The organism is Microbacterium sp. MPKO10, assembly GCF_026107415.2.
In the GTDB taxonomy this organism is placed as follows: Bacteria; Actinomycetota; Actinomycetes; order Actinomycetales; family Microbacteriaceae; genus Paramicrobacterium.
In genome coordinates this window covers 89,882-116,691 of record NZ_JAPCHX010000003.1, presented here as the reverse complement: position 1 = coordinate 116,691, position 26,810 = coordinate 89,882, and the positions used below count along the sequence as shown (strand labels likewise).

Annotated in this window: 30 protein-coding genes; 11 read left to right on the top strand and 19 right to left on the bottom strand. The window is 61.9% G+C overall.

Annotated features, from left to right (window positions below; all coding sequences use genetic code 11):
• Positions 1 to 173 precede the first annotated feature (173 nt).
• The 3 genes from serA to OK352_RS08150 all read right to left on the bottom strand — a co-directional run bounded on the left by serA (position 174) and on the right by OK352_RS08150 (position 2,630).
• Positions 174 to 1,763 carry a phosphoglycerate dehydrogenase gene (gene serA / locus OK352_RS08160; protein WP_265140973.1) on the bottom strand — a complete coding sequence of 530 codons (1,590 nt, stop codon included), beginning with the start codon at positions 1,761 to 1,763 and terminating at the stop codon, positions 174 to 176.
• Positions 1,764 to 1,860: 97 nt separating this feature from the next.
• On the bottom strand, positions 1,861 to 2,196 hold the full coding sequence (locus OK352_RS08155) for a hypothetical protein (protein ID WP_265140972.1): 336 nt from the start codon (positions 2,194 to 2,196) through the stop codon (positions 1,861 to 1,863).
• The gene (locus OK352_RS08150) at positions 2,196 to 2,630 is read right to left on the bottom strand and encodes a hypothetical protein (RefSeq protein ID WP_265140971.1); all 435 of its coding nucleotides are present in this window, start codon (positions 2,628 to 2,630) and stop codon (positions 2,196 to 2,198) included. The genes OK352_RS08155 and OK352_RS08150 overlap by 1 nt, the downstream gene beginning before the upstream one ends.
• Positions 2,631 to 2,746: 116 nt before the next feature.
• Between OK352_RS08150 and OK352_RS08145 the strand changes: the two genes are divergently transcribed.
• A complete protein-coding gene (locus tag OK352_RS08145) occupies positions 2,747 to 3,124 on the top strand; it encodes a hypothetical protein (RefSeq protein WP_265140970.1) in 378 nt (125 codons plus the stop codon).
• A gap of 67 nt (positions 3,125 to 3,191) precedes the next feature.
• Here OK352_RS08145 and ilvC read toward each other — a convergent pair whose 3' ends face one another.
• From ilvC to OK352_RS08115, 6 genes are all read right to left on the bottom strand, one after another.
• Positions 3,192 to 4,220 carry a ketol-acid reductoisomerase gene (gene ilvC / locus OK352_RS08140; RefSeq protein WP_265140969.1) on the bottom strand — a complete coding sequence of 343 codons (1,029 nt, stop codon included), beginning with the start codon at positions 4,218 to 4,220 and terminating at the stop codon, positions 3,192 to 3,194.
• A 69-nt stretch (positions 4,221 to 4,289) separates the two neighbouring features.
• Positions 4,290 to 4,799 (bottom strand): acetolactate synthase small subunit, encoded by a 510-nt coding sequence (gene ilvN / locus OK352_RS08135; RefSeq protein ID WP_265140968.1) that lies wholly within the window; start codon positions 4,797 to 4,799, stop codon positions 4,290 to 4,292.
• Between the two features lie 2 nt (positions 4,800 to 4,801).
• Positions 4,802 to 6,619: an acetolactate synthase large subunit gene (locus OK352_RS08130; RefSeq protein WP_265140967.1), complete on the bottom strand. Its 1,818-nt coding sequence runs from the start codon at positions 6,617 to 6,619 to the stop codon at positions 4,802 to 4,804.
• 42 nt (positions 6,620 to 6,661) lie between these two features.
• Positions 6,662 to 8,356: a dihydroxy-acid dehydratase gene (ilvD, locus tag OK352_RS08125; protein ID WP_265140966.1), complete on the bottom strand. Its 1,695-nt coding sequence runs from the start codon at positions 8,354 to 8,356 to the stop codon at positions 6,662 to 6,664.
• Positions 8,357 to 8,390: 34 nt separating this feature from the next.
• On the bottom strand, positions 8,391 to 9,200 hold the full coding sequence (gene otsB, locus OK352_RS08120; RefSeq protein ID WP_265140965.1) for a trehalose-phosphatase: 810 nt from the start codon (positions 9,198 to 9,200) through the stop codon (positions 8,391 to 8,393).
• Positions 9,197 to 10,738, bottom strand: a complete 1,542-nt coding sequence (locus OK352_RS08115; protein ID WP_372338088.1) for an alpha,alpha-trehalose-phosphate synthase (UDP-forming) — start codon at positions 10,736 to 10,738, stop codon at positions 9,197 to 9,199. The genes otsB and OK352_RS08115 overlap by 4 nt, the downstream gene beginning before the upstream one ends.
• A gap of 144 nt (positions 10,739 to 10,882) precedes the next feature.
• Here OK352_RS08115 and OK352_RS08110 point away from each other — a divergent pair, with 144 nt between their 5' ends.
• Together OK352_RS08110 and OK352_RS08105 are read left to right on the top strand one after the other, a co-directional pair.
• A complete protein-coding gene (locus tag OK352_RS08110) occupies positions 10,883 to 11,167 on the top strand; it encodes a hypothetical protein (protein ID WP_265140963.1) in 285 nt (94 codons plus the stop codon).
• Between the two features lie 130 nt (positions 11,168 to 11,297).
• Positions 11,298 to 11,837: a hypothetical protein gene (locus OK352_RS08105; protein ID WP_265140962.1), complete on the top strand. Its 540-nt coding sequence runs from the start codon at positions 11,298 to 11,300 to the stop codon at positions 11,835 to 11,837.
• A gap of 4 nt (positions 11,838 to 11,841) precedes the next feature.
• On the opposite strand, the gene OK352_RS08100 is transcribed toward OK352_RS08105, so the two are convergent.
• Together OK352_RS08100 and OK352_RS08095 are read right to left on the bottom strand one after the other, a co-directional pair.
• The gene (locus OK352_RS08100) at positions 11,842 to 13,212 is read right to left on the bottom strand and encodes a glucose-6-phosphate dehydrogenase (protein WP_265140961.1); all 1,371 of its coding nucleotides are present in this window, start codon (positions 13,210 to 13,212) and stop codon (positions 11,842 to 11,844) included.
• Between the two features lie 54 nt (positions 13,213 to 13,266).
• Positions 13,267 to 14,757 (bottom strand): XRE family transcriptional regulator, encoded by a 1,491-nt coding sequence (locus OK352_RS08095; RefSeq protein ID WP_265140960.1) that lies wholly within the window; start codon positions 14,755 to 14,757, stop codon positions 13,267 to 13,269.
• Positions 14,758 to 14,893: 136 nt separating this feature from the next.
• Here OK352_RS08095 and aceA point away from each other — a divergent pair, with 136 nt between their 5' ends.
• The 4 genes from aceA (at position 14,894) to OK352_RS08075 (ending at position 19,934) form a co-directional block, all read left to right on the top strand.
• Entirely contained in the window at positions 14,894 to 16,210 is a 1,317-nt protein-coding gene (aceA, locus tag OK352_RS08090; RefSeq protein ID WP_265140959.1) for an isocitrate lyase, read from the top strand.
• 20 nt (positions 16,211 to 16,230) lie between these two features.
• Positions 16,231 to 17,862, top strand: a complete 1,632-nt coding sequence (gene aceB / locus OK352_RS08085) for a malate synthase A (protein WP_265140958.1) — start codon at positions 16,231 to 16,233, stop codon at positions 17,860 to 17,862.
• 298 nt (positions 17,863 to 18,160) lie between these two features.
• On the top strand, positions 18,161 to 18,688 hold the full coding sequence (locus OK352_RS08080) for a hypothetical protein (protein WP_265140957.1): 528 nt from the start codon (positions 18,161 to 18,163) through the stop codon (positions 18,686 to 18,688).
• A gap of 805 nt (positions 18,689 to 19,493) precedes the next feature.
• Positions 19,494 to 19,934 carry a hypothetical protein gene (locus tag OK352_RS08075; protein ID WP_265140956.1) on the top strand — a complete coding sequence of 147 codons (441 nt, stop codon included), beginning with the start codon at positions 19,494 to 19,496 and terminating at the stop codon, positions 19,932 to 19,934.
• 238 nt (positions 19,935 to 20,172) lie between these two features.
• Here OK352_RS08075 and OK352_RS08070 read toward each other — a convergent pair whose 3' ends face one another.
• Positions 20,173 to 20,682 carry a hypothetical protein gene (locus tag OK352_RS08070; protein ID WP_265140955.1) on the bottom strand — a complete coding sequence of 170 codons (510 nt, stop codon included), beginning with the start codon at positions 20,680 to 20,682 and terminating at the stop codon, positions 20,173 to 20,175.
• Positions 20,682 to 21,119: a Panacea domain-containing protein gene (locus OK352_RS08065; protein ID WP_265140954.1), complete on the bottom strand. Its 438-nt coding sequence runs from the start codon at positions 21,117 to 21,119 to the stop codon at positions 20,682 to 20,684. The genes OK352_RS08070 and OK352_RS08065 overlap by 1 nt, the downstream gene beginning before the upstream one ends.
• A 216-nt stretch (positions 21,120 to 21,335) precedes the next feature.
• On the opposite strand from OK352_RS08065, the gene OK352_RS08060 reads away from it, so the two are divergent.
• Positions 21,336 to 21,641 carry a hypothetical protein gene (locus OK352_RS08060; RefSeq protein ID WP_265140953.1) on the top strand — a complete coding sequence of 102 codons (306 nt, stop codon included), beginning with the start codon at positions 21,336 to 21,338 and terminating at the stop codon, positions 21,639 to 21,641.
• 217 nt (positions 21,642 to 21,858) lie between these two features.
• A complete protein-coding gene (locus OK352_RS08055) occupies positions 21,859 to 22,065 on the top strand; it encodes a hypothetical protein (RefSeq protein WP_265140952.1) in 207 nt (68 codons plus the stop codon).
• A gap of 81 nt (positions 22,066 to 22,146) precedes the next feature.
• Here OK352_RS08055 and OK352_RS08050 read toward each other — a convergent pair whose 3' ends face one another.
• Positions 22,147 to 22,314, bottom strand: a complete 168-nt coding sequence (locus OK352_RS08050) for a hypothetical protein (protein ID WP_265140951.1) — start codon at positions 22,312 to 22,314, stop codon at positions 22,147 to 22,149.
• A 130-nt stretch (positions 22,315 to 22,444) separates the two neighbouring features.
• Here OK352_RS08050 and OK352_RS08045 point away from each other — a divergent pair, with 130 nt between their 5' ends.
• Positions 22,445 to 22,585: a hypothetical protein gene (locus tag OK352_RS08045; RefSeq protein ID WP_265140950.1), complete on the top strand. Its 141-nt coding sequence runs from the start codon at positions 22,445 to 22,447 to the stop codon at positions 22,583 to 22,585.
• 28 nt (positions 22,586 to 22,613) lie between these two features.
• Positions 22,614 to 24,116 carry a polysaccharide pyruvyl transferase family protein gene (locus OK352_RS08040; protein ID WP_265140949.1) on the top strand — a complete coding sequence of 501 codons (1,503 nt, stop codon included), beginning with the start codon at positions 22,614 to 22,616 and terminating at the stop codon, positions 24,114 to 24,116.
• 61 nt (positions 24,117 to 24,177) lie between these two features.
• On the opposite strand, the gene OK352_RS08035 is transcribed toward OK352_RS08040, so the two are convergent.
• The 5 genes from OK352_RS08035 to OK352_RS08015 all read right to left on the bottom strand — a co-directional run bounded on the left by OK352_RS08035 (position 24,178) and on the right by OK352_RS08015 (position 26,802).
• Complete coding sequence (locus OK352_RS08035) at positions 24,178 to 24,360, bottom strand: DUF7439 family protein (RefSeq protein WP_265140948.1); 183 nt, start codon at positions 24,358 to 24,360, stop codon at positions 24,178 to 24,180.
• A gap of 3 nt (positions 24,361 to 24,363) precedes the next feature.
• Positions 24,364 to 24,633 (bottom strand): hypothetical protein, encoded by a 270-nt coding sequence (locus OK352_RS08030; protein ID WP_265140947.1) that lies wholly within the window; start codon positions 24,631 to 24,633, stop codon positions 24,364 to 24,366.
• A 3-nt stretch (positions 24,634 to 24,636) separates the two neighbouring features.
• Positions 24,637 to 25,059: a hypothetical protein gene (locus OK352_RS08025; protein ID WP_265140946.1), complete on the bottom strand. Its 423-nt coding sequence runs from the start codon at positions 25,057 to 25,059 to the stop codon at positions 24,637 to 24,639.
• A 6-nt stretch (positions 25,060 to 25,065) separates the two neighbouring features.
• Positions 25,066 to 25,755, bottom strand: coding sequence for a D-alanyl-D-alanine carboxypeptidase family protein (locus OK352_RS08020; protein ID WP_265140945.1), 690 nt, complete (start codon positions 25,753 to 25,755; stop codon positions 25,066 to 25,068).
• Positions 25,756 to 25,821: 66 nt separating this feature from the next.
• Positions 25,822 to 26,802, bottom strand: a complete 981-nt coding sequence (locus tag OK352_RS08015; RefSeq protein ID WP_265140944.1) for a hypothetical protein — start codon at positions 26,800 to 26,802, stop codon at positions 25,822 to 25,824.
• Positions 26,803 to 26,810: the final 8 nt, after the last annotated feature.

The window sequence follows — 26,810 nt, the reverse complement described above, 5'->3', positions numbered from 1 at the left end:
TCGAACGACACGGCGGCCAGCGATGGCAGCTTTTCGGGTTTCGGGCCGAGGGAGACGTTCACGGTGACCGTGGAGTTTGGGTAGACGAGCTCACCCCCGGCAGGGTTCGTGCTCGTGACGTGGAGCCCGCCGCCCGCTGTCTGGCCGTGACCGTTCTCCGGCCGGGATGCCCGTCAGTTGGTGATGTCGATCTCGCGCACGAGCGTCGCCGCTGTCGCCTCGGCAATTCGATCGAGCACACCATCAGGAGCCGGCGAGTCGATCGTGAGCACGCTGAGTGCCTGGCCGCCCGCCTCGTGCCGAGCAATCTGCATGTTCGCGATGTTGACATCGGCCTCGCCGAGCTGCTGGCCATAGACGGCGACGATGCCCGGCCGATCGGTGTAGAGGATCACGACGTGATGATTCTCGATGGGAACCTCGACGTCGTAACCGTTGATGTTCACGATCTTCTCGGTCTGCTTGGTTCCCGTGAGGGTTCCCGAAACCGAGATCTGCGAGCCGTCGCTCAAAGCGCCGCGAATCGTAATGACGTTGCGGTACTCCTCGCTGACAGCATCCGTGATCTGGCGCACCTCGATGCCACGCTGTTCAGCCAAAAGCGGCGCGTTGACGTACGACACGCTCTCGCTGACGATGTTGGTGAAGATCCCCTTGAGCGCCGCGAGCTTGTACACGCTCACGTCGTAGTCGTTGAGTTCGCCGTGCACCTCGATGTCGACGCTGGTGAGCGGCGAGTGGGTGATGCCGGAGAAGACCTGGCCGAGTTTCTCGACGAGCGGGATCCCCGGGCGGACATACGGGTCGATCACTCCGCCGGCGACGTTCACAGCGTCGGGCACGAGCTCGCCGTCGAGGGCAAGGCGGACGGACTTCGCCACCGACACTCCGGCCTTCTCCTGTGCCTCTCCTGTCGACGCGCCAAGGTGCGGAGTGACGACGATGTTGTCAAGGGTCAGAAGCTTCGAATCGGTGGGCGGCTCTGAGACGAACACGTCGATGGCCGCACCCGCGATCGTGCGCGCTGACAGAGCTTCGAAGAGTGCGTCCTCATCGATCAGCCCGCCGCGGGCGACGTTGATGATGAACGCGCTCGACTTCATCTTCGCGAACTCGGCAGTGCCGATCATGCCGGTGGTCTCCGGCGTCTTCGGCATGTGAATCGTGACGAAATCGGACTGCTCGAGGAGCTCATCGAGTGTGACGAGCTGCACGCCGAGCTGCTGAGCGCGCGCGCTGGTGACGTACGGGTCGTACGCGATCACGGAAACGCCGAAGGCCTGAAGACGAGCCGTGATCAGGGCGCCGATGCGGCCGAGGCCGATGATGCCGACAGTCTTCTCGTACAGTTCGACACCCGTGTACGACGAACGCTTCCAGGCGCCGCCAGACAGTGAGTCGTTTGCCGCGGGAATGTGACGCGCGAGGCTGAGGATATGGCCGACGGTGAGCTCGGCCGCCGAGATGATGTTCGAGGTCGGTGCGTTCACGACCATGGTTCCGGCTTCCGTGGCTGCCGCGATGTCAACGTTGTCGAGACCGACGCCAGCCCGTGCAATGACTTTGAGCTTCGGTGCATGCGAGAGCGCCTCGGCATCCATCTTCGTCGCCGAGCGAATGAGAACGGCATCGGCATCAGCGAGCGCGTCGAAGAGCGACGGGCGATCGGTGCCATCGACCTTTCTGATCTCGAAGTCGGGCCCAAGAGCATCGACTGTTGCGGGTGAGAGTTCTTCGGCGATCAGCACGACCGGTTGTGACACAGGCATATCCTTACGGGTTCGGCGGATGAGAGATCGACGCCGCAGCGGTGAGACGAAGATGCGTCAGTAGTTTAGTGGACGCAGGATTATTGTGACGTTATGCGAAGCTGATCGCCGAGACGAGGCTCAGATAGGTGGCCGCAGACACCGCGAGTCCGCAGACGTAGAACAGCGCTTGAGCCAGGTACCCACGTGAGCGCCCGAGCAGGATCGCCACGACGAAGATCGCGATGGGCAGGACGACGCTGACGACCAGGATCGCCCAGGCGGCGCCCGTCAGGGCGATGCCGAGCTGTGAGGCGACGCCAGCAAGCGTGAGGATGTTGCCGACGGCCTCCCAGAGGTCGTAAGCGTAGAAGAGCCCGAAGAGGATGCCGAGGGCGAGCGCCGGCCATTGGCGGTACCGTTCGCGTGCCGGGGTCGAGTCCGTCATCACAGGCCTCCGATCACGAATGGCCAGGGGATCAGCACGAGTGCGCCGAGCACGAGCCAGATAATCCGGGACTTTGCGTGGCCGCGTGTAAACCAGAGAGCAGCGGCGAACCAGAGGGGCGCGGCGGCCGTGGCGAGCCACAGCCCTGCGGTGTACATCACCTGATCGATCGGCGAGGCGACCGTGTAGGTGTCGCGACCGATGTTGAGCGCCCACCCAACCGTGTAGAGCAGGTAGATGCCGCCGAAGATGCCCAGAGCGATGAGCATCGCCGACCGGGGCTGGGCCTGGTCACGGGACGGGCCGTCGTCGGCACTCGTCGGCGACGCGGGCGGCGGCTTGGGCGTCGTAGATTTGACGTCATCGCCAGGCTGCAGCGTGGGGTCGTCGTCTCCGGCCCAGCTGAGAGGGTCTTCGTCACCGTCGCGGCTCATGGCTCCAGAGTACCCGTGCCGACTCGGAAGGGTCGCACGGGGAGGCCTGCCCATTCCCCGTCTGCGCCGACGACAGTACGCTAACGACCGACACAGCTCGACGAAAGGACAGCCACGTGGCTACCACAATTGACTACATCATCTCCGGCGACCCGGAGCAGGCGAAGGCAGTGATTCAGGAGGCGCTGGCGTCGCAGGGGTTCGGTGTCGAGGTTGAACCGAGCGGCAGATGGGTCGTTGCGCGGGGAAGCAAGAAGGCCACCATGTGGCTGGGCGCGCTCGCGGGAAAGAAGCAGCGGTTCACCTTCTTGCTGTACTTCTATGACCACAATGGCCAACTCTTGGCACGTCTGATGCGCGAGACCGGATCAGGCGCCATGGGAGGCGTCATCGGTGTGTCGCGCGCGAATGATGTCTTCGCCGAGGTCGACCAAGCCGTGGGCGGGCTGCTGACTCAACGCGGAATCCTCGTGAGCGCCAACCGCCAGGAATAGACGCCCACGGAATGACGGAACGGCCCCGCCGCGAAAGCGACGGGGCCGTTGACGGTGATGTGACTGACTATCGGGCGACAGAACCGTCCGTGTAGTCGTCATCGCTCGATGCGTTCCATGCGAAGAGCTTGCGCAGTTCGCGTCCGGTCGCCTCGATGGGGTGCTCCTCGCCCTTCTTGCGCAGTTCGAGGAATTCCTTCTGGCCGTTGTCCTGGTCGTCGATGAAGCGCTTCGCGAAAGAGCCGTCCTGGATGTCGGCCAGCACGGCCTTCATGTTCTCCTTGACGTGCGGGTCGATCACCCGCGGGCCAGAGACATAGTCACCGTACTCGGCCGTGTCGGAGATGCTCCACCGCTGCTTGGCGATGCCGCCCTCCCACATGAGGTCCACGATGAGCTTGAGCTCGTGCAGCACCTCGAAGTAGGCGATCTGCGGCTGGTATCCCGCTTCGGTGAGCGTCTCGAAGCCGTACTGCACCAGCTGGGACATACCGCCGCACAGCACGCTCTGCTCGCCGAACAGGTCGGTCTCGGTCTCCTCGGTGAACGTGGTCTTGATACCGCCGGCGCGGAGGCCGCCGATGCCCTTGGCGTAGGACCATGCAAGATCCCAGGCGCTTCCCGACGCATCCTTCTCGACGGCGACGATCACCGGAACGCCGCGTCCCGCCTCGAACTCACGGCGTACGGTGTGGCCCGGGCCCTTGGGCGCGACCATTACGACATCAACGCCGTCTGGTGCCTCGATGTAGCCGTAGCGGATGTTGAACCCGTGGCCGAAGACGAGTGCTTTGCCGTCGGTCAGCTGGTCCTTAATCGACTCAGCGTAGATCGTCCGCTGGTACTGGTCGGGAGCCAGGATGACGATCACGTCAGCCCAGGCGGATGCCTCGGCCACGGTCTTCACTGTGAAGCCCTGCTCTTCGGCCTTCGCGATCGACTTCGAGCCATCCTTGAGGCCGATGACGACCTCGACGCCGGAGTCTCGCAGGTTGAGTGCGTGCGCGTGACCCTGCGAGCCGTAGCCGACGACGGCAACTTTCTTCCCCTGAACAATCGACAGGTCGGCGTCCTGATCGTAGACAATCTCAGTCACAGTATGAGTTCTCCTTATTTATTCGACATTCGTGACGGCGGAGCCTGCAGACGCAGCCCCTCGCCTTGGTCAGTTCTTGAAGACGCGTTCCGTAATGGATTTCGGTCCGCGTCCGATGGCGAGCAGTCCCGACTGCGCAAGCTCCTTGATGCCGAACGGCTCAAGGACGCGTAGGAGCGCATTCGTCTTCCCCGAATCACCCGTCACCTCGATGACGAGCGCGTCGGTCGCCACGTCGACGACGCGGGCACGGAAGAGATTGACGGCCTCAAGCACTTGCGAGCGCGTGACGTTGTCGACCTTCACCTTGATCAGCAGATGCTCTCGCTGCACAGACTGCGCGGGATCGAGCTCGACAATCTTGATGACGTTGACAAGCTTGTTGAGCTGCTTCGTAACCTGCTCAAGCGGCTGCGACTCGACGTCAACGACAACCGTGATGCGCGAGAGCCCGTCGACCTCGCTCGCTCCGACGGCGAGAGACTCGATGTTGAATCCGCGGCGAGCGAAGAGCCCGGCAACGCGTGTCAGCAGACCTGGTTTGTCTTCGACGAGAAGACTCAGAACATGGGTCGTCATTTTCAGGCCTCCTCATCAAACGCTGGGCTGTGGTCTCGGGCGTATTGCACGTAGCTGTTGCTCACGCCCTGGGGCACCATGGGCCACACCATGGCGTCCTTGCTGACGACAAAGTCAATGACGACAGGGCGATCGTTCGTCTCGAGGGCGAGCTTGATCGCGTCATCGATCTCTTCCTCCTTCGTCACGCGGATGCCGAGACACCCGTATGCGTCAGCAAGCTTCACGAAATCGGGCACATGCACTGAATCGTGGCCGGTGTCGAGCTCGGTGTTCGAGTAGCGTCCGTCGTAGAAGAGCGTCTGCCACTGTTTGACCATGCCCAGTGACGAATTATTGATGATCGCCACCTTGATGGGAATCTTGTTGATCGTGCACGTCGCGAGCTCTTGGTTCGTCATCTGGAAGCATCCGTCGCCGTCGATCGACCAGACCGGTCGATCTGGCTCGGCGACCTTTGCCCCCATCGCTGCGGGCACGGAGTACCCCATGGTGCCCGCGCCTCCGGAGTTCAGCCAGGCGTTCGGACGCTCATAGGCGATGAACTGCGCCGCCCACATCTGGTGCTGGCCGACGCCGGCCACGTAAACGCCCTCGGGACCGGTGAGCTCGCCGATGCGTTTAATGATCTGCTGCGGCGACAGCAGTCCGTCCGTGGTCGGCGCGTATCCCAGTGGGAACTGCTCGCGCAGGCCGTCGAGGTAACGCCACCATTCAGCGTAATCGGCGTCACCCGCACGGTTTGCCTGTGCGAAGGCGGACGTGAGATCGACGATGACGTCTTTGGCATCGCCGACGATGGGAACGTCGGCCATGCGGATCTTCGAGATCTCCGCGGGGTCGACGTCGACGTGAACGATCTTGGCGTTGGGCGCGAACTCGCTTGTCTTTCCTGTCACACGATCGTCGAAGCGTGCTCCGAGCGACACGATGAGGTCTGAGTCCTGCAGCGCGAGGACGGCGGGAACCGTCCCGTGCATTCCCGGCATTCCCAGATTCTGCTCGTGAGAGTCGGGGAAGGCTCCGCGGGCCATCAGCGTTGTCACGATCGGAGCGCCCGTCGCGTCGGCGAGCGCGCGAAGCTCCTCGGCGGCCCGGGCACGGACGACTCCGCCTCCGACGTAGAAGACAGGCTTCTTGGCATCGACAAGCATCTGCGCCGCCGCTTGGATCTGCTTGCCGTGCGCCTTAGTCACGGGCCGGTAGCCCGGCAAGTCGATCTTCGGCGGCCAGGAGAACGGCGCGAGCTCCTGCTGCGCATCTTTCGTGATGTCCACGAGCACGGGGCCGGGTCGTCCCGTAGATGCGATGTGGTAGGCCGACGCGATCGCCGAGGGAATATCGGCTGCACGCCGGACGAGGAACGAGTGCTTGGTGATCGGCATCGTGATTCCCACGATGTCGGCCTCCTGGAACGCGTCGGTCCCCATGAGTGTCGAGAACACCTGACCGGTGATCGCGAGCATCGGCACCGAGTCCATGTGCGCGTCGGCGATGGCCGTCACAAGGTTGGTCGCTCCCGGCCCGGACGTCGCGATGCAGACCCCGACACGCCCGCTGGCCGACGCATACCCCTGTGCGGCGTGCCCGGCCCCCTGCTCGTGGCGGACCAGAATGTGCCGCAGCTTCGTCGAGTCCATCAGCGGGTCGTAGACGGGAAGGATCGTCCCTCCCGGCAGGCCGAAGATGTCGTCGACGCCCAGAAGCTCGAGCGTGCGAACGACGGCTTCAGCCCCCGTGAGCTGTTCGGGCTGCGAGCCGAGCGACGGTGATGGGGTCGGGGTCGGAGTGGGCGGAGTCGGTTGTGGGTCTCGTGGCATAACGATGTGTGTCCTTGAAGATTCGACGGCAGAAAGAAGTGTCTACCCCGTGACGGCGCCCTCTGACGCAGAGCGTACGAGCTTGGAGTATTTTGCGAGAACGCCGCGGGTGTAGCGGGGAGGAAGCGGCGCCCAGCCTTCACGGCGGGCGGCGAGCTCTGCATCGTCGACCAGTAGATCGAGTGTGCGAGCTGCGATATCGACCCGTATCAGATCACCATCGCGCACGAAGGCGATGGGACCAGCGTCCACCGCTTCGGGAGCTATATGGCCGATGCACAGGCCGGTTGTGCCGCCTGAGAATCGTCCGTCTGTCAATAGTAATACATCTTTTCCCAGGCCCGCGCCCTTGATCGCGCCCGTAATGGCGAGCATCTCTCGCATTCCCGGGCCTCCCTTGGGGCCTTCGTACCGGATAATGATGACGTCGCCGGCTGAGATCTTTCCCTCGGTCAGGGCGTCCATAGCTGCGCGTTCTCTCTCGAACACACGTGCGGGGCCCTCGAACACCTCGAAGTCGAAGCCCGCGGTCTTGACGACAGCTCCCCCCGGAGCCATCGTCCCCTTGAGAACTGTCAGTCCGCCCGTCGGGTGGATCGGGTTGTCGAGCGTGTGGAGCACGGTGCCGTCAAGCGGTGGCGGACTGATCTCTGCGAGGTTCTCAGCGACAGTCTTTCCGGTGACAGTGAGGCAGTCGCCGTGGATGAGCCCGGCATCGAGAAGCGCTTTCATGACGACCGGGACTCCCCCATGCCTGTCGACATCGTTCATCACATACTGGCCGAAGGGCTTGAGGTCACCGATGTGCGGCACCGTGTCGCCGATGCGGTTGAAGTCGTCGATGGTGAGGTCAACCTCCGCCTCGTTCGCAATGGCGAGCAGGTGGAGAATCACATTCGTCGATCCGCCGAATGCCATGGCGACAGCGATGGCGTTCTCGAATGCCTTTTTTGTCAGGATGTCCCGTGCGGTGATGCCCTTCTGGAGCATGCCGACGACGGCTTCGCCCGAGCGGTGCGCAAAGTAATCGCGTCGGCGGTCGGCCGACGGCGGAGCGGCAGAGCCCGGAAGGCTCATACCGAGTGCTTCGGCGACCGAGGCCATCGTGTTCGCCGTGTACATGCCGCCGCAGGCTCCTTCGCCCGGCGCAATGGCGCACTCGATACGCTTGAGGTCCTCTTCGCTCATCGTTCCGGCCTTGCAGGCACCGACGCCCTCGAACGAGTCGATGATCGTAACATCTTTCTCCGTGCCGTCGGAGAGCTTGACCCACCCCGGAGCGATCGACCCGGCGTAGAGGAAGACCGAGGCAAGATCGAGGCGCGCGGCCGCCATCAGCATCCCGGGCAGCGATTTGTCGCAGCCGGCAAGCAGCACCGTTCCGTCGAGCCGTTCGGCCATGACGACGGTCTCGACCGAGTCGGCGATGACCTCGCGAGAAACGAGGGAGAAGTGCATGCCCTCGTGCCCCATGGAGATCCCGTCAGACACCGACACGGTTCCGAACTGCAGCGGGTAACCGCCGCCAGAGTGGACCCCCTCTTTTGCACCCTGCGCGAGTCGATCAAGCGACAGGTTGCACGGAGTGATTTCATTCCATGACGACGCAATGCCGATCTGGGGTTTGTCCCAGTCTTCGTCCCCCATGCCGACAGCGCGCAGCATACCGCGGCTGGTGGTGGCTTCGATGCCGTCTGTGACGACTCGGCTGCGTGGTTTCAGGTCGAACTCTGACATGTTCTGAGTCTATGCCGTGCGTCAAACTCGCGCGTTATGCACCGAGCAGGTGGTTGCGCCGATCTGCCGCGAGCACGCGCAGCATCTGCGAGACTTCCACCGTTCCATGCACGCGGTGGTCGGCGACGGTCGCCCCCTCCCCGACCTTGACGGACACATCTCCGATTTCGAGTGCGGCGAACGCGTCTTCGTCCGTCACATCGTCGCCCGCGTAGAGCATCGCCGTCGCGCTCGTGTGCAGGCGCAGCCGCTGCATGGCGTCGCCCTTCGTTGCGGAGACGACCGAGAACTCGAGGACGTCCTTTCCCGCGCGATGCGTCACTCCGGGAACGCGCTGCCCCACGGTACGTGATGCGTCGCGCTGCGCTGCGTGGGCAGCATCCGGGGCGAGCCCTCTGGTGTGCAGGGCACATCCGGCGGGCTTGTCTTCCAGACGGGCGTTCGGATGCCGCTCCAGCACATCGTGCATAGCACGTCTCAGCTCGGTCAGCGCGCGCTTCTCTTCGTTCGTGATCGAGATGCCCGCGTTTCCCTCACCCAGGTCGTACTCGGCGCCGTGGGACCCGACGAGCAGCACCTTGTCAGGCGACCCACTGACGGCGCGCAGGCTGTCTAGGGAACGGCCGGACACGAGGACGACCGTGGTTCCCGACAACGCCACGAGATCGCTGATCGCGCGCAGGCTCCGGTCGTCTCCGCGCGCCTCGCCTGGCCGGTCGACGAGCGGGGCGAGCACGCCGTCGAAATCGAGAGCAACGGTGAGCTGGGGCGTCGTTGCGAGGTGGCGGAGCGCCGCGATAAGGGATCCGGGTACTCCATCGAAACCACAAGTGTCGCCGGTCATGATGCACCTCCGTCTGCTGCCGTGCTTCGTGCTGTCGAGTTGTGTTTGAGCTCGTCGAGGAACGCCGCCGACCATTTGGCCACGTCGTTGTCGAGAACACGGCGGCGCAGCGCTCGCATGCGCCGCCTGCGTTCCGCCGTGGACATCTCGATCGCACGAATCATCGTGTCTTTCACACCGTCGATGTCGTGCGGGTTGATCTGCAGCGCCTGCTTGAGGTCGTCAGCGGCTCCCGTGAACTCGCTGAGGATCAGGATGCCGTCGTTGTCGGCTCGGACAGCCACGTACTCTTTCGCGACGAGGTTCATACCGTCTCGCAGCGATGTGACGAGCATGATGTCCGATGCGAGATAGAGCGCCACCATCTCTTCTCGCGGATACCCGTGGTGCATGTAGACCACGGCCGAGTGCCCGATCGTGCCGAAGTCTCCGTTGATGCGCCCGACCGTGCGCTCGATCTGGTCGCGAAGCGCAATATATGTGCCGACGCGTTCGCGGCTGGGGCTGGCCACCTGGATCAGCGTCGTGGACTCAACGTCGATGCGGTTCTCACGCAGCAACTCGCCGTAGGCCTTCAGACGGTGCCTGATCCCTTTCGTATAGTCGAGTCTGTCGACGCCGAGCATGATCGTCCGGGGGTTCCCGAGGTCCTCACGAATCTGCTTCGCCCGGGCGATGACCGAGGGCTTCTCGGCAAGCCGCGCATAGGCTGCCGAATCGATGGAGATGGGGAAATGACGGGCGACGACGCGTCGCACGGGCAATCCTTTACGCGAGGGGGGCGACCCGGCGACCTCGTCCTGAGACGAGTCCTCGGGAACCCAGATTCGGGTTCCCTTCGTCTCGAAGCCGAAAAGCCGCCGCACAGCGCGGGAAAAATTGCTCGCGTCTGCCGCACGCTGAAAGCCGATGACGTCGGCGCCGAGAAGCCCCCGCACGATCTGCTTGCGCCACGGCAGCTGCGCGAAGAGCCCGTAGGCCGGAAACGGAATGTGATTGAAGAAGCCGATCGTGAGGTCGGGGCGCGCCTGACGCAGCATCCCGGGAACCAGCTGGAGCTGATAATCCTGCACCCAGACCGTTGCCCCGTGTGCAGCGATCGAGATCGCGCGATCGGCGAAACGCTGGTTGACCGTGCGGTACGCATCCCACCATTCACGGTGATACGTCGGCTGCGCGATCACGTCGTGGTACAAGGGCCAGAGCGTGTCGTTCGAGAACCCCTCGTAGTAGTACTCGACGTCGAGGTCGCTGAGGGCGACGGGCTCCATCTTGATGCCGTCGTGCTCGAAGGGATCGATCTCGGTATTCGCCGCTCCGGGCCATCCGATCCATGCACCGTCGACACCGCGCATCACCGGTTCGAGGGCGGTCACGAGTCCGCCAGGCGAGAGGCGCCACATGTGAGAACCATCCGGGCCGGTGACGGAGTCCACTGGAAGGCGGTTTGCCACGACGACAAAATCGAACCCGGCAGACTTTCGAGAACTCGAACCCACGATGCGTCCCCTTTCCCGTTGCGCTCTCGGGCGCGTCATCAGACTACCAGCGGGCACTCCACACGGCCCCGGGAACCTGCGACAAACCCTGCCGCGTGTCAGCGGAATGTGCTCGATTGCAGCTCTGCAGAGCCGTAGGCTTAGGCTGATCAGCACGACAGACCGTGGCAGAAAGGGATGCGAATGCGCAAATACCTCCTCAACACCGGGGTGCTCGGGTCAATTTTCGGTGGCTGGAGTCTCTTCCAAGCCACTCGCAACAGCAAGCGCGACTGGCGACTCGCCCTGCTGTGGCTCGGCTGGCTGAGTTCGGTGGCACTGGCGTTCGGGGTCGTCGCGCAAGAGGCAGAGACCGAGAGGCAGATCGCGAACGGCGAGATCGATCCGGATGCTGACAAGCCGGACAAGACTCAGAAGAAGGCCGAGAAGAAGGCGGCCAAGGCGCGCAAGGTGACCTTGAGTTTTTGACGTCTCCGCCAGCATCCTGATCTGCCCCCCCCCCCCCGAAGGGGTGTCACGTCGGCGTGTCCCGCGTAATTCCGGGCGCACATGCGTGAGACTGAACTCACGTCTGGAGTCAATCCTGGAAGAAGTGATCATGTTCGGATTACGCCGTCGCCACCGCAAGGCACAGCCCGCACCTCCGGCGATCCCTGATCCTCAGAGTGATCTGCCGGCTCGGCTGTCCGAAGAGCAGGTTTTCGACGCCGTTCATGCCCGGCTTGAGGAGTTCATGGGGGCCGACGGAACCTGGTCGCTCGTACGCCGTGACCCCGACAGCGTTCCAGATGACGGCATCTTCTCTTCGATGTCGACAATCTTGCTGGCCAAGGACATCGTCTCAAGCGTCCTCGGTTCGCCGGGGTCAGCCTCAACGGCGCCAGACACCGTGGCGGAGGTTGCGTCTGCCCCCGAGGTCGCGACCCAGGCTGCAGAGGAAAAGGCACCCAGCATGCGCGAGAAAGACCTTCGGGACATGATGCGGCCCGTTCCCCGCGACGACGCGCAGAGCCAAGTTGCTCTCGAGCTCACGACGATCGCGACCTGGGCAGATCCCCAGCACCACGATCCTGATCACGTCGACCCCGACCTCGTCTCGCCTGCTCCAACGACGGCGAGTGAGGCCCGCGGGGCCTGAGCGTTTACAGCTCCGGCCAGTCCACTGGCCCGCCCGATCCCGTCTCGTACTCCTCAAGAGGCACCTCGTCCGCGCGCCAGGCGTCGAGAACCGGCTGGACGATGCGCCACATCTGTTCGGCTGCGTCGCCGCGAACGGACAGTGACGGGTCCCCCGTGAGCAGGCTCTCGAGAACCTCCCCGTACGCCTGAAGCTGCCCGTCACCGAACGTCGTCGTCAGTGCGACACGCTCGAGATCCCACGGGTCGCCCGGACCGTTCACATTGATCTCGAGTGACATTTCGTCGGGTCCGAGCGCAATGCGGAGCACATCGGGCTCACGCCCGCCAACCAGGCCGAGCGGAACGTGCGGCGCCGGTTTGAAGTGCACGATGATCTCGCGACGGCGCGCCCCGACTGCTTTTCCCGACCGCAGAGTGAACGGGACCCCCGACCATCGCCAGTTATCGATGTCGAACGTCACCTGGGCCAGCGTCTCGGTCTTCCGTGTCGGATCAACACCGTCCTCGTCCGCATACGAGGGAAACTCGCGCCCCGCCACGGTCCCCCGGGTGTACCGCGCACGGTGACTCGAACCGACCGGGTCGTCGTTGCGCACGTGGGTGGCGCGAAGCACTGTCGTCTTCGCGTCGCGGAGGTCGACAGCATCGGTTGAATGCGGTGGTTCCATCGCGAAGATCGAGAGAACCTGCAGCAGGTGGCTCTGGATCATATCGACGAGGGCGCCAGCGTTGTCGTAGTAGCCCGCACGCCCCTCGAGGCCGAGCTGCTCGTCGTAGATGATCGAGACGCTGTCGATGTGATCACGGTTCCAGAGCGGCTCGAACACGCGGTTCGCAAAGCGCAGCCCCAGGAGGTTGAGCACCGTCGATCGCCCCAGGAAGTGGTCAACGCGATGTATCTGATCCTCAGGCACGAGCCGCAGCAGTTGCTGTGTGAGGCGACGAGCCGACTCGGCATCCACCCCGAACGGCTTCTCCATCGCCAGCACCGTGCCTGCGGGGAGAGAAACGGATTCCAAGGCTGCGCACGCCTTCTCGGTGACGCGTGGTGGCAAGGCAAAGTAGAGAGCCGGTGCTCCTTCCACGCCGTCGAGCAGTTCCGCGAGAGCATCCGCGTCTGTGACATCGGCCGAGGTGTACGTCGTCTCGGACAGGAGCGCATCAACGCTCTCACCCGAGGCCTTCGCCGCGTCGAACGACTCCCTCACGCGTTCACGCCACTCTTCCGCCGACAGCGGCTCGGCACCGACCCCGATCAGGCGGACGCGAACCTCCGGACGCTCCGAGATGAGCTGGCCGAGGGCGGGCATGAGCAGTCGCGCGCTGAGATCGCCGCTGCCTCCAAGGAGAATGAGTGTGGTCGGGGTCGTCATAGAGGCGACGATACTCTCGGTTGCGGGGCGGGCAAAGCGCCCCGGCTCCTTCCCCTACGCTCCGTGGCTCGAGCTCCCCGTATGCGCACTCGCGTGGCGATCGAGGAACTCGTAGACCTCGACCTTGTCGATTCCGCTCGTCGACCCGTCTGGCATCGCAGCGAGCAGCGAGGAGTTGAGGCGCGCGCTGGGCAGGGCCTGTCCGCTCCAGTACCGAGAGACGCCGGCATCGGGCTCACGGCAGCACGACGGGTCGGGGCAACGCGACGTCAGGCGGCGCTTAGTGTCACGGCCCCGGAACCAGCGCACGTGGGCGAACTGCGTGCCGACACTGACCGAGAAATCACCATTCGGCGTCGACTGGATGCTGGACGTGCACCAGTAGGTCCCCACGGGTTTGTCGGTGAACTGCTGGTACGGGCTGAGCCGGTCTTCGACGTCGAACACCTGACGCGCACTCCACCAGCGGCACACACGTTGGCCCTCGACCGATCCGAGGGGGTCGGTCGGGAACTGGACGTCGTCGTTCTGGTACGCCTTCGAGATGACGCCACTGGAGTGCACCTTCAGGAAATGGACCGGAATGTCCAGGTGGCGCGTGACGAGGTTCGTGAATCGGTGCGCCGCCGTCTCGTAGCCGACGGCGAAATGGTCCCGCAGATCTTCGACCGAGAGCTCGCGCGCGGCCTTCGCACGCGAGAGGAAATCGACGGCGCTCGCCTCCGGGACGAGCAGCGCGCCCGCCAGGTAGTTCGTCTCCACGCGCTGACGCAGCAGGTCGCCGTAATCGTGGGGTTCGGGCTGGCCCAGAACGTAGGCAGCAATTGCCTGCAGAAGCGCGGATCGCGGATCGGTTCCGGTCTGCTTGAGCGGCAGATAAATGCGGTGATTGCGGTGGTCGGTGATGCTCCGTGTCGTGATGGGAAGATCGGCAACATAGTGCAGGGTGAAGCCAAGATGCGCAGACAGTTCGGCCGTCGCGCGCTGGGACAACGGCCCACCGTTGTGCCCGATCGCCGTGAGCAGCTCGGCCGCTGTGCGCTCGAGCTCTTCGTAGTAGTTGTTACGTTTGCGCTGTTCCGCCCGAAGCTCAGTGTTCGCCCGCCGTGCCTCTTCCGGCGTGGCCGCGCGCTGCGTGTGCAGCTGCTCGAGCTCGCCGTGAAGACGCAGAATCGTCTCAATCGCCGCATCGCTTAACCCCTTGCGAATGGGCAGGGCCGGCAGATCAAGTGACTGGTACAGCGGACCTCTCTGCGCACGCTCGAGGGCGATCTCCAGGGAATCCCGCCGTGACAGCGGCTCTGGCTGCAGCAGTCCGTCCAGTGAGGTTCCGAGTGCCCGAGCCAGGTTGCGCAGTTCCACGAGCTTCAGCTCGCGTTTGCCGTTCTCGATCACAGAGATCTGCGAGGCTGCCCGGCCGATGGCGCTGCCCAGCGCCTCGACGGTCATACCCCGGTCAAGACGCAACGCTCTGATGCGGCGTCCGATCGTGAGCGAATCGACGTCTCCCTCGGTGCCGTCAGCCGGGCGCAATTCTGTCGTCATCTGCCCAGCCTGACATTGCTAGTCATTCTATGCAACAGAAATATTCATATTCTTCTCTTCCTTTTGACCGGAAAAAGGCTATTCATGCACGCCACACTCGAGATATCGGCATTCACACGACGAGAAGGAGCGAACGATGAACGACATCAGCCAGCGACCCGGACAGCAGACGCAGACGACCGTGGAGTTGCAGACTGAGTGGGACATCAATCCCCGGTGGCAGAACGTACAACGCGATTACTCGGCCGAAGACGTCATCGCTCTCCGCGGTCCCGTACGCGAACAGGCGACGCTCGCGGATCGCGGCGCGCAGCGGCTCTGGGAGTTGATCGAGCGCAACAGTGAGGATCAAGCATCCTGGGTCTCTGCCCTCGGGGCTCTGACAGGCAATCAGGCTGTGCAGCAGGTGCGAGCCGGGCTCGAGGCCATCTACCTCTCCGGCTGGCAGGTTGCCGCCGACGCCAACCTTGCGGGGCAGACCTACCCCGATCAGAGCCTGTATCCCGCCAACTCGGTGCCCGCCGTCGTCCGACGCATCAACAATGCCCTGCTGAGGTCGGCTCAAATCGAATACGCGGAGACCGGCGGCACGACGCGCGACTGGATGGCTCCCGTTGTCGCCGATGCCGAAGCCGGCTTCGGCGGTCCGCTCAACGCCTACGAGCTCATGCACGCCATGATCGGCGCCGGAGCCGCGGGAGTGCACTGGGAAGACCAGCTTGCCAGCGAGAAGAAGTGCGGCCATATGGGCGGCAAGGTTCTCATCCCGACGGGGCAGCACATCCGGACCCTCAACGCGGCACGCCTCGCCGCGGACGTCGCTGGGGTCCCCTCGATCATCATCGCCCGGACGGATGCTCTCGCCGCCACGCTCCTCACGAGCGACGTCGATGAGCGAGACCGGAGATTTCTCACGGGAACCCGCACGGCGGACGGATTCTACGAGGTGCAGAACGGCATCGATCCGGTCATTGCGCGCGGGCACGCGTACGCTCCGTACGCTGACCTGCTGTGGGTCGAGTCCAGCGAACCGGATCTGGAGCTCGCGCGACGATTCGCCGAGAGCATCCATGCTGAATTCCCCGACCAGAAGCTTGCATACAACTGCTCCCCCAGCTTCAACTGGAGGCGGCACCTCGACGACGACACGATCGCCGCGTTTCAACGGGAGCTGGCGGCAATGGGCTACGCGTTCCAATTCATCACGCTTGCCGGCTTCCACTCGCTCAACCATGGAATGTTCGAGCTGGCTCTCGACTACCGCGACAGGCAGATGTCAGCGTACGTCGACCTGCAGGAGGCCGAATTCGCCGCCGAGTCCCGCGGCTACACGGCGACCAAGCATCAGGCGGAGGTCGGCACCGGCTATTTCGACCGCGTATCCACTGCGTTGAACCCGTCAAGCGCCACTTTGGCGCTGGCCGGATCAACGGAGTCCGAGCAATTCATCTGATCAGGGAACGAGGATGCATCATGACGATCGAATATGACAACCGGATCACGATCACCGGGCCGATGGAAGCGGGCTTCGATGAGGTACTCACGCCGGCGGCACTGAGCTTTCTCACGGCGCTGCATGACCGCTTTGCCGTCGGCAGGCACGAGCTGCTGCGCGCGAACGTCGAGCGGCTAGCGTGCATCGACGCGGGCAGCATGCCCGACTTTCTTCCCGAGACCGCTGGCATCAGGAATGACCCGACCTGGCGGGTTGCCGGGGCAGGACCGGGACTTCACGACCGTCGGGTTGAGATCACAGGGCCCACAGACAGGAAGATGACGGTGAATGCCCTCAATTCCGGAGCCCAGGTCTGGCTCGCCGACCACGAGGACGCTCTCAGCCCGACCTGGTCGAACATCGTCGGGGGCCAGATCACATTGGCTGACGCGATTCGGCACCGCATCGACTTCACCGACGAGCGGGGAAAGCAGTACAGCATCGGAGAGGTGACTCCCACGATCGTGTTCCGGCCCCGCGGCTGGCACCTCAGAGAGAAGCACCTGCGCTACACGACCCCGACCGGAGCCGTCTCCCCCGTGTCGGCCTCCCTCGTTGACGTCGGGCTTTATCTCTTTCACAACGCTCACGAACTCATCGCCCGCGGTCGTGGTCCGTACTTCTACCTCCCCAAGCTCGAGAGCCGCCACGGGGCGCGATTGTGGGACGAGATCTTCTGCTTCAGCGAAGAGACGCTCGCTATTCCACACGGAACGATCCGTGCAACGGTCCTCATCGAGACAATCACCGCGGCCTTCGAGATGGAGGAGATCCTGTTCGAGCTTCGCGACCACTGTGCCGGACTCAACGCAGGACGCTGGGATTACCTGTTCAGCATCATCAAGAACTTCCGCAATCGCGGGCGGTGCCACCTTCTCCCGGACCGCGCGGACGTGCGTATGACAGCTCCGTTCATGCGTGCGTACACCGACCTTCTCGTCGCCACGTGCCATCGACGGGGAGCCCACGCGATTGGCGGGATGAGCGCGTTCATCCCGAACGGGCGCAAGCCGGACGTGACGGCGACGGCGCTCGACCAGACGGCCGATGACAAACGCCGCGAGGCGGCTGCCGGATTCGATGGAACCTGGGTCGCGCATCCCACGCTTGTGGAAGTTGCCCGGCAGGAGTTCGATGCGGTCCTCAATGGCCGGCCCCACCAGCTGCACAGGCTGCGCGACGATGTCCGGGTCTCGGCGGAGGACCTCCTCACCTTCGATGTTCCGGGAGGTGCGCTGACGGCGTCCGGAATCACGCAGAACGTGTCAGCAGCCCTCCGCTATATCGAGAGCTGGCTCTCCGGTGTCGGAGCCGCGGCGATCGACGACATGATGGAGGATGCTGCGACCGCCGAGATCTCGCGCTCGCAGCTCTGGCACTGGATCCACCAGGGTGCTCTCACGGATGACGGCATCCCGATTGTGCGTGAGCGCGTGGAGTGGTGCATCGACCATGTGCTGGCCACGCTCCCGCGCCGCGCAGGTGATCATTACACCGAGGCCGCGGACCTCCTGCGCGATCTCGTGCTTGGCGAGGAATTCCTGCCGTTTTTCACGGTTCCCGCCTATGCACGGCACCTCGTGCAAGCTGCCGTGCCCGCTGCCGCATAGAGCGGCACGGTCTCACGTACCGAGACGAAACGACGCGAGTTCCTAATGCGGAGAGCGCCAGGGACTCGCGTCGTTCGTGTTGTGGTGCACCCCCCGGGACTTGAACCCGGAACCCACTGTATAGATGCTGGCTATAATCTGGCATACTTTAGTGGTCTGACCTGGGATAGATATTTCAGGGGTACAGCAAAGTACGCGATGAAATGTCGGCAAAAAGGCGAGTAAATGGAGACCAAAAGCGACCCCTCACCCTAACTGGGGGATTCTCTAAGTGGTGCTGAACGCTAGCGTCATAACCATGCGTCGCACCCTGATCCCAATTTTTTTGCTCGCGCTCGGACTCTACGGGTGCTCAGGAGGAACCGAGGCAGCGTCAGGCGTTGCGACGCAGTCGTCCACACCCGCGCCCACAAATAGTGAAGCTACCGAAAGCCAGGTAGCTTCAGTATTGGCTGAATACGAGTCTAATTGGCGCGAGACGATAGATAGCGCCGCAGACTGCCGGTACATCTGGAGCTTTGGTGGCGACGACGTTACCGGCGACTTAGAAGCCATGACCTGCTATCTAAACGAGCAGACCCTCGTCATGAACGCCCAGACTGTCGTTCGCGATTGGGAAGACATGGATGTCCCCAGCAGCATGGACACCATTGTCAGAGAGACATCTCAAGTACTCACTGAAATTGGCGCAGTTGACCTCGCCAGTGTATGCGGCGACCAGGAAGCACCAATCGAGTCTGACGAATGCGATGCTGAGCTCGGAAGTCTAAACATGCTCTACTCAACACTCGAGTCGAAGCTGGACGCATGGGGACCTTACCTGTAGCTGCAAGCTGAAATCCGTTATGAATTGGTTCTCTCGCAAGCCCAGGCCCCGCGTCATAGTCGCTAATTACCGCGACCTCACAGTTGACTCCCCGCCTAACCCTGATCATGGCTATGCGTTCACCTGGGATCTCGACTGGCCACCGCGGGTCGGACTGTGGGTCATGGTCCCAGGCGGTGACGGCCGTTTAACGTCCGCGATAGTCGCTCAAGTTGACGCACCTCCCCCGCCAGGAATTGCTCTGGTGGCAGTCTCGCGACTTGTCTACGCTGAGGAAATACAACGGGCCAGGGACAACGCACTAGCGGCTAAACATTCATGGCTGAACATGGCCCGTCGTCAAGCTGGTCTCCCGGCTCCAGGACGGAGGCGGGCTAAGACGCCAGAAGGGTTCCCGCAAATTGCGCCCGCCGATGGCCCCGCAACTCCAGCACAGGCTGGCCAATTTGGGCGCATGTGGTGGCGAGCATACAAGCTCGCGGAAGAGCTGGGTCGAGACCACGATGAGGTCACGAGGTATAGCTCGATCGCGCATCGGTGGTACGCGATACGAGACAGGGGCTGATCTCCTCCACGAGGCGGCGTAAACTCTCGCCCCATGGACAACGACGTTGACGAGCACGGACTACCATCAGCCCCAGAGTGCCCTGAATGCGGCAACCCGATGGAGCCCGAGAGCTTCAAAGGAGATGACCGACTCCAGGTAGCTTACGTGTGCCCAGTGCACGGTGTTGGGTGGACGTTCGACCCGTTTTTTTGGGGGGAGGATAGCGCCTCGATGTAGACGCCGGGGTAAGGTCATCGCATGACGGACTTTCCTGACACCTACACGGACGATACCGGCAATACATGGTTTTGGGACGGTCGGACGTGGGTCGAAACTCCCCGCGTCAATTCTCTGCCCGAAGTCCCGGCGGGAGCAGAATGGAGAGTTTACGACAGCGAGTATTGGCGATGGTGGACCGGTGTGAAGTGGTCGGACGTGTACTCGGCCAAGGACCGGCATGTCGATCTATTGCGACGCATCGGCCAGGATATCGTTTCGGTCTATGCACTGGGTGGCGTGGACGCAGGAGCGATCGCTCTGCTACGAAACACACTCACCGAGTATCCGCCCGTGCGCATCGTCACGATGACGCCGTACACGAGCTCAGTCCTTCCTGGAACGAACCTCGTCGCTGTGGTCGAGTGGGACGGGCCCAAAGAAACTGTTGAGGATACATCCAAGTCGACCGACACAAATTGAAGCGGTAGGACCCCCAAGCCCTACCGCCGGCCACACATTCTGGAGATGTGTGTTTGAGACGCCCCGAGAGACGGGTACTGTCTCGGTTGAGCAAACCCTACACGGCTAGATAGCCGCGGCATGGTGCACGAACCGTTATGTTCCTGACACTACGCGTTAGAACCGGCACTGGCTAGGGGCCGACTAAACGCGCAACTGCATATATTCGAGTGAACGGTTGACCCGTTCGAAATTTGAGTCATGTGTGCTTCTTTTTTGAGGGATACACCTTATGCTCGGCGTCCCACCAAAGAATGTGAAATATGTGCTCCCTGAGAAATCCATAGAGTCGCGGCTTAGATCCGCACCTCAGGCGTACGAGCTCCGTCTCGTCGTCCCGTTCAATATCTACTAGACGCTTCTTTACTTTTGGAGGCATTTCGTCAACGACATACTTCTTTCCATGCTGCGAGCCTGACGCAAAAATCTCTCGCAATTTCATCGACTCGTAGTTCGCCATCTTCGCAAGTAGATCAGCCATCTGCTTCGGGCTGACGGCAGCCGGGTCCCACTCTCCGTCACGATCGACATCACTGAAGCGCCAGACAAGCCGACGTGAAAGTACTTCTTCTTGGTCGATGTCGAGAGTGACAGGATTCTTGCCGTGGCTTACAGGGGTAATTACTGGCGTGCCTTTTCCTGGCCATCCACCGTCGGGCGCAACCTTGTCCTTCGAAAGCGTCTTCCTTTTATTCTTGCGTCGCCCCACTAGCGTTGGTTCAGACCGTGATAATACTCGTGCATCGCCCCAACCGAGATCTCTGCATCGCTACGTTCGCCGTCACGAATCCCTTTGCGCGCATTCTGCCACGGGTCTTCACGGTGAGTCATGGTGCTGAGCTGTTGCGCCGTCAGCCCGCCGTAGGTACTGAGCACAGCATCGATTGATCCTGCTTCACTCTTGGTGAGGTTCTTACGCCTGCCCTTTGGCCATTCCTTTACGACGAACATCCCACGATGCTCGCGATACAGCGAGTACACGACCGGACCATTCGCCCAAGCTTCGATCTCATCGTCAAAGAGCGGCTCCTCGTCCCAAACGAGATGCCATGCCTGTGAGTAATAGACGAGTTTCTGGAGCTTCATGGCCGACATCGGCCCCAACTCGTGAAGGATGTAGTTAGCAACATCGTGCGCGGTAGCCATGATCACCCTTCCAATTCCACAAGCAGTCCACAAGTTATCCACTGAACTATCCACAGTCTACTCATGGTAGACGCAGATGGGCTGAGCAATATTCCGTGTCGGAAGTCTTGCCAATTTGCACTTGACGCATAATTGCAACATTCACGCGGTTCAACCAGTCGTTATCTGCCCCTAGTTTTGGGGGACGCTGTCGGCGGCGCGTCGTATCATTTTCCTGTGCAACACCCTGCAGCTGCCCCTGTCGAGTGGGTGATCAAGTCCGTACGCAAGGACTACCCGGCTGCCGTCGTCAAGATGTTGCACCTTGGTCCCAAGCATGACGTGTACTTCCGTGCCGTCACCTACTCACCACACCCCGACCAGCGGCGTCTGATCGGGTATTGGGGTTCGCTTGATGAAGCGGTCAGGAACGTGCAGCACTGGGAGATGTCAAAGCTTCCCCCGGCGTGGCTCGCAACCGGTGGATCGACAATACGAGAGATGCCACCTGCAACACCGCAGAAGCCGCCACCGAGCGTTTGAATGCACCCGATTCCCTTCCCGTGTCGACCCCGAAACGGGAAGGGAACCTTGCTAGGGGCATGGGCTCGTCCGCACCATACCGGAGAATCGTAGACGCGCTCACGGATCGTTGCACTTCTGTCATCTGTCCCCCTGAATTGGGTACATGTGAATGTTCATGGCCGGAGTTATTATCAGCTTCCCGGATTCCCTAATTCCGGGAGCATAGAGGTAGAGAATGACCCATGACACCCGAAAATGGGAACTCGAAATGAAGGCCGACCGTGTGCTCTACAGGCTCACGGTGGAGCAGATGGCGTACCTCGGTAATGGCTTCCCCTGGGCTATCACCGAGGATGACCTTTCACTGATCGACCTTGTTGATGCTGTGCGGCAAGCAGCGCTCGGGCTCGGCCACCGGGCGACAAAACTTGGTGCCCCGTGACGGGCCGAGATGCGCCAACAACGAGAGCGCCCCTGCCTCTGACGTGAGCCAGTTGCAGGGGCGCAGTTGAAGTAACGAAGACTATGAGGCGTTTTTCTTCGCCATCGATCGGCGGATGAATTCCCAGATGACTGTGGCGACGAAGAGTACGATTCCGATAATTGCGAGCCAGAACAGGCCTTTGATCACGAACCCGAGTATCGCCAGTACAACCCAGATGATCAGCAGTGTGATGATGAGGCCGAACATTGGTTCCCCCTTTTGTCGAATACGTTCAGTGTCTCTCTTTAGCGCCGCTATGTGAACCCCTTGCAGTTTTGGCCCATGACCCCCGAAGTTGGGATTGTGGGCACCCTTGTTTTCGCAAAGACTATTTCGAATGAGCAACTCAGGAAACGGTGGCACTCCGGCGCGCGAAACGCCCAAGGACGATCCCGACCTGTTGCGTTCAACCATCCGCACCCTTGCAGAACGACTATTCCCCAATAGTCGCTACCCGGACGGATATGACGAAGAATAAGCCCCACATAAGAAAGCACCCCGTATAAATGAATTGCGTCGTCCTCGGCGATATCGGTTGGCAGTACCTTTACCACCTCGGCGACGAGGCAATGACAGAAGCAGCGATTGACCTGTTGCAGGAGCGTGGGGCTGAACAGGTCACACTTGTTGCAGCCCAACCCCACGTGGCAGAGAAGTTCTACAATCGCCCTGCCGTTGCACGATTCGGGTTCTCCTCGAAGTGGTCAAGAGAGAAGCTCGAGAGAGAACTAGACCGAGTCACTGGGGAAATGGCTTCTGGCGACAGCGATCTTCACAAAGCAGTCCGAAAGGCTGATGCGGTGATCATCGCCGGCGGTGGCAACATGAACTCCGAGCACGCCTACCACCTGTACGAGCGGCTGGCATTCAAACGGCTCGCGGAAGCGCACAGCAAGCCCTTGTTCGTGTCAAGCCAGACAATCGGCCCGATGCTGCGGCCCCGCGACAAGGAGTTGGTAGCTGAGATCATCGACTACGCGGAATGTTTCGGCGCACGTGAGCCTGTCTCGTATCAGCTGGCCATTGACCTAGGCGGGACGCCGGGACGAGTCGTCCAGACGATGGACGACGCCATGATGCTCCGGGCCCTCCCCGCCGATGAGAAATACGTCAGCGATCTCGGCCTCAGCCCGAAGTTCATTGTCGGAAGTTTCACATCGCATCAAGGCGACACGGGACTCACCGAGGAAGAATACATTGCCAGTGTCACCCGCACGCTGGACGAGCTCGCGGCAAAGCTTGACGCCGACGTCGCTCTTGCCCCGCACAATGGCTCGCTCGATACAAGCGCGCGCAAAGGCGACCAGCTGTTGAATGATGCGATTGCCGAAGCATCGACCACTGGACGCCTCAAGTCTCTTGAGATGCCAACAGCGCGTCAAGTCGTTGCCCTCACGGAACGTGCGATCCTGTCCATCTCAACGCGCTACCACCCCACTGTGTTCGCACCAGCCGCGGCCGTCCCTACCGGCTCAATTTCGCTGTCATATTATTCCTCGGTGCGTATGCGCGGTTCGATGGGCAATGTTGGTCTGAAACGGTACGTTGTGCCGGCGACGTCGTGGCATGTCGCTTCTGAAGCTTTTGTCGAGATGGCGGAACGTCGCGAGGCATACGAGACCCATATCGGTCCCATCGCCGAAAGTCGACATGCGTACCAGTCAGGATGGTGGGATGCGATCGCGGATGCGATCAAAACCAGAACTTGGCCGATGGTTGAGAACATGCAAGCTGTGCCAGAGCTCGAACCGGCCGGAGACTGGTCGGTCGAGGTGGAGCACGTCACCCCTGTGTTCGATCGATTCGGTCAAGAGAAGGTGTGGTCCAAGTGGTTCTTCCAAGACCGGCGCGCGGCCTGGGAAGAACGGGATCGGCTGGCGAAGCAGTCCTCAACATTGACGACGACAGTCAAAGATCTCGAGAAGAAGCTAGAGGCAGCTGTGAGCCGCAAGGCAGTTCGTGCTGCTGACAAGCTCGGAACTGTCGCGCGAAGGATTACTCGTCGCTAAAAGACGAAAGGCCCCGTGGCCGACTCGATAAGTCAGCCACGGGGCAAAGTGTTTAAATAGGTCAGGCGTGTTCGCCAGCTTCAGGCGTCTTGTTCGGCACCGCGTACACACCGACAGCGGTCAGGATCGCCGCGACGAACGCGATCCAGTTGAGAGTGTCGTCAGGGATCAGTCCAGCACCGGCTGTGACAGCGGCACCGAGGATTGCGACGATGAACTTCGCGTACTTCTGAATTGTCTTCATGCGTTACTCCTTTGGTAATTCTGGGTAGTCGGGGATATCTGTGCGAGGTACGCACGGTGCTTCAAACAGCAGTCGTCGGTGGTAGCTGAGCGCCTCTCGAAGAATGCGCACTCGAGTGCGCTCCACGTCGCGCTCTTTCGCCATCCGATCAACCTCTGACCTGCGACGCTTCGACGCGCCCGTCAGCCATTTGCCGAACCGGGGTATACCGTCGCGTGCGCCGAGAACAATGAGGATCGTGGAGATGATCGTTGCCCAGTCTTGAGCCTCCATGCGCTACCCCCAGCTCGGTCGCGGCTCGAAGCTGTACCTCGATATTGGGATCAGTCGGACAATGAACAGGCCGGTCGCTAGCAACAGCACCCCGAACTGGGTGAGTCGATTCCCGGTTTCTGTGAACTGTAGGAACATGACGGTGCCTTCGTAGATGAGGATGCCGCCGAGGATCGCGTAGATGCCAGCGCGTTCGAGCCACCATCTTCCGGGGAAAACGGCCACGCAGGATGCGATGCCTCCGCCGAGGATGAATGCGGCCCAGAGCGTCGTCAGGAATGCGCCCAGTGCTCCTTCGATGGAGCGGGGTGGCCACAATAGCGTGGCCAACCCCGTCCCTGCAGCGATCGCGTAGTAGACGAAGTAGATCGCCTTGATCTTCCGCGGCTCCCGGATCGACAGCCAGAGCCGTTTGATACGGGACATGGCGGACTACTTCAGCTTTTTCTCGACAGCGGCGAGGCGTTTGCTGATGTTCTTGACCTCGGCCAGGATTTCGCGTGCGAACGTGTTCGTGTCGGCGTTGTCCTGACGGACACTGACTTTCTTCCCGCCACGTGTGACTGGGGTTGCGAGTCGCAACTGTAGGTCAAGTGCGATGGTCTTGATGTCCGCGAGTTCTTGGATCGCCCGAACCTCTTTACCGTCACGGTGTACGGGGAAGTACCAGATGTCTTTTGCATCGGCCATGATTTGTCCTCCTGAGAACGATGGTGTTGCGTATGGGTTCGAAGCGAGCTCGATATGCCAGGGCTCACCGAATTGGTAGCCGCGTGCTGTGAACCCGTATTTGGATGCGTTGGCGCGGAGCCAGTTGGATCGGGCGTTCCCTGCGACGGTGACTCCGTTGTCGGAGCCGCTGTCGTACACGTCGAGCGATTTGCCGCCGTGTGGGTTGCCCTCGTAGTGGTATGCCTGCGCTGCTGATGGGTGCAGGGCGTACGTGCCGCCGTGGTACTTGTATTTGACCCACAGGTCGTACTGTTCCTGCCAGGTGCGCAGTCCCGAGCGGACGTGGAGTGTCAGCCCGAACCGTTTCTTGAATGCGGCAGCGAGCTTGTCGAACGCTGCTGCTGTGCCGACCGCGACGCGTTTACCGTCGCGGGTCGTTGTGGCTCCCATAAGGGCCTCCTTCAATTAAAAAAGCCCCGCACTAGACGGGGTCAAACGTTGCAGACAGGCTCAGGGCTAGCCGCCCAGCGCGAGACGGACGTTATCGAATACGACCCAAGTAGCCGACCCGGAAATATCACCGCGCGCCTTCACCCAGTTGTTGGCCGCGTCATACTCGCAGAAAAGGGACGCGTTACCCTGCCCGCCGACAATGAACGTCTGCCGATTTGTCATCTGATTAGCCACAGATGATGGGAGTTGAAACAGTTGCTCACCTGCGGAGACCGGTGAGCCGGAGGTTCGCTGATACGAGCCGCGCAGGTTCAGGAAGCCAGGTTCGAGCATGTATCCAAGTGCAAAGCTAAGCGGCCCTTGTTGCGCATAGCTGGGGTATTGGATGTTCGTCCATGGCTGGGCCTTGCGAACCGGGTCCCACGCTCCGGCTCTCCGCACGTAATCTCCACTATCGGCAAGGTTGTACGCGTGCGCCCCATCGGCCGGTGTCCATGTGTCGAGCTCAGCCTGCGACCGCACAACAACAGTGCCACCAGCTGCAGCCGTCCACGGGTGCACTTGAGTGATCACCACACCTGACGATGTTGTAGACGACACACCAGAAGGCACATACGCTTCCGCGATCGCGACAGCGCCGGCGGGGATTCCGGGGCGTGTCGGGTTCAACGCCGCAGTGCCCTGCACCACGTCGATTTCGGGGGTCGAGTCACCGTCACCGTTCAGGGCGAACCGTGCACGCTCGTAAATGATGTCGTAGCGTGCGTTCGCTGACGGTGCCGGCGTCGTGTTCACAACTGTTGCACCATCGTTCGCCAGGTACTCGACACCCGTTCCGGTGCGGGACGTGACAGCACGATGGTCACGCACCGAATACGACATGGTTGACCGGCCCGACACAATCGGGTCAAGACTGTCAGGCACCACACCCACACGCGGCACACCATCAGTGTCCCGTGCGATCAATGTCGCCAAGGCCAGACGGGTATCCAGAACCGGCAAACCAGCCGGAAGATCGGTGGGGAAACTATTACGAAGAGTCATTCTCTGCT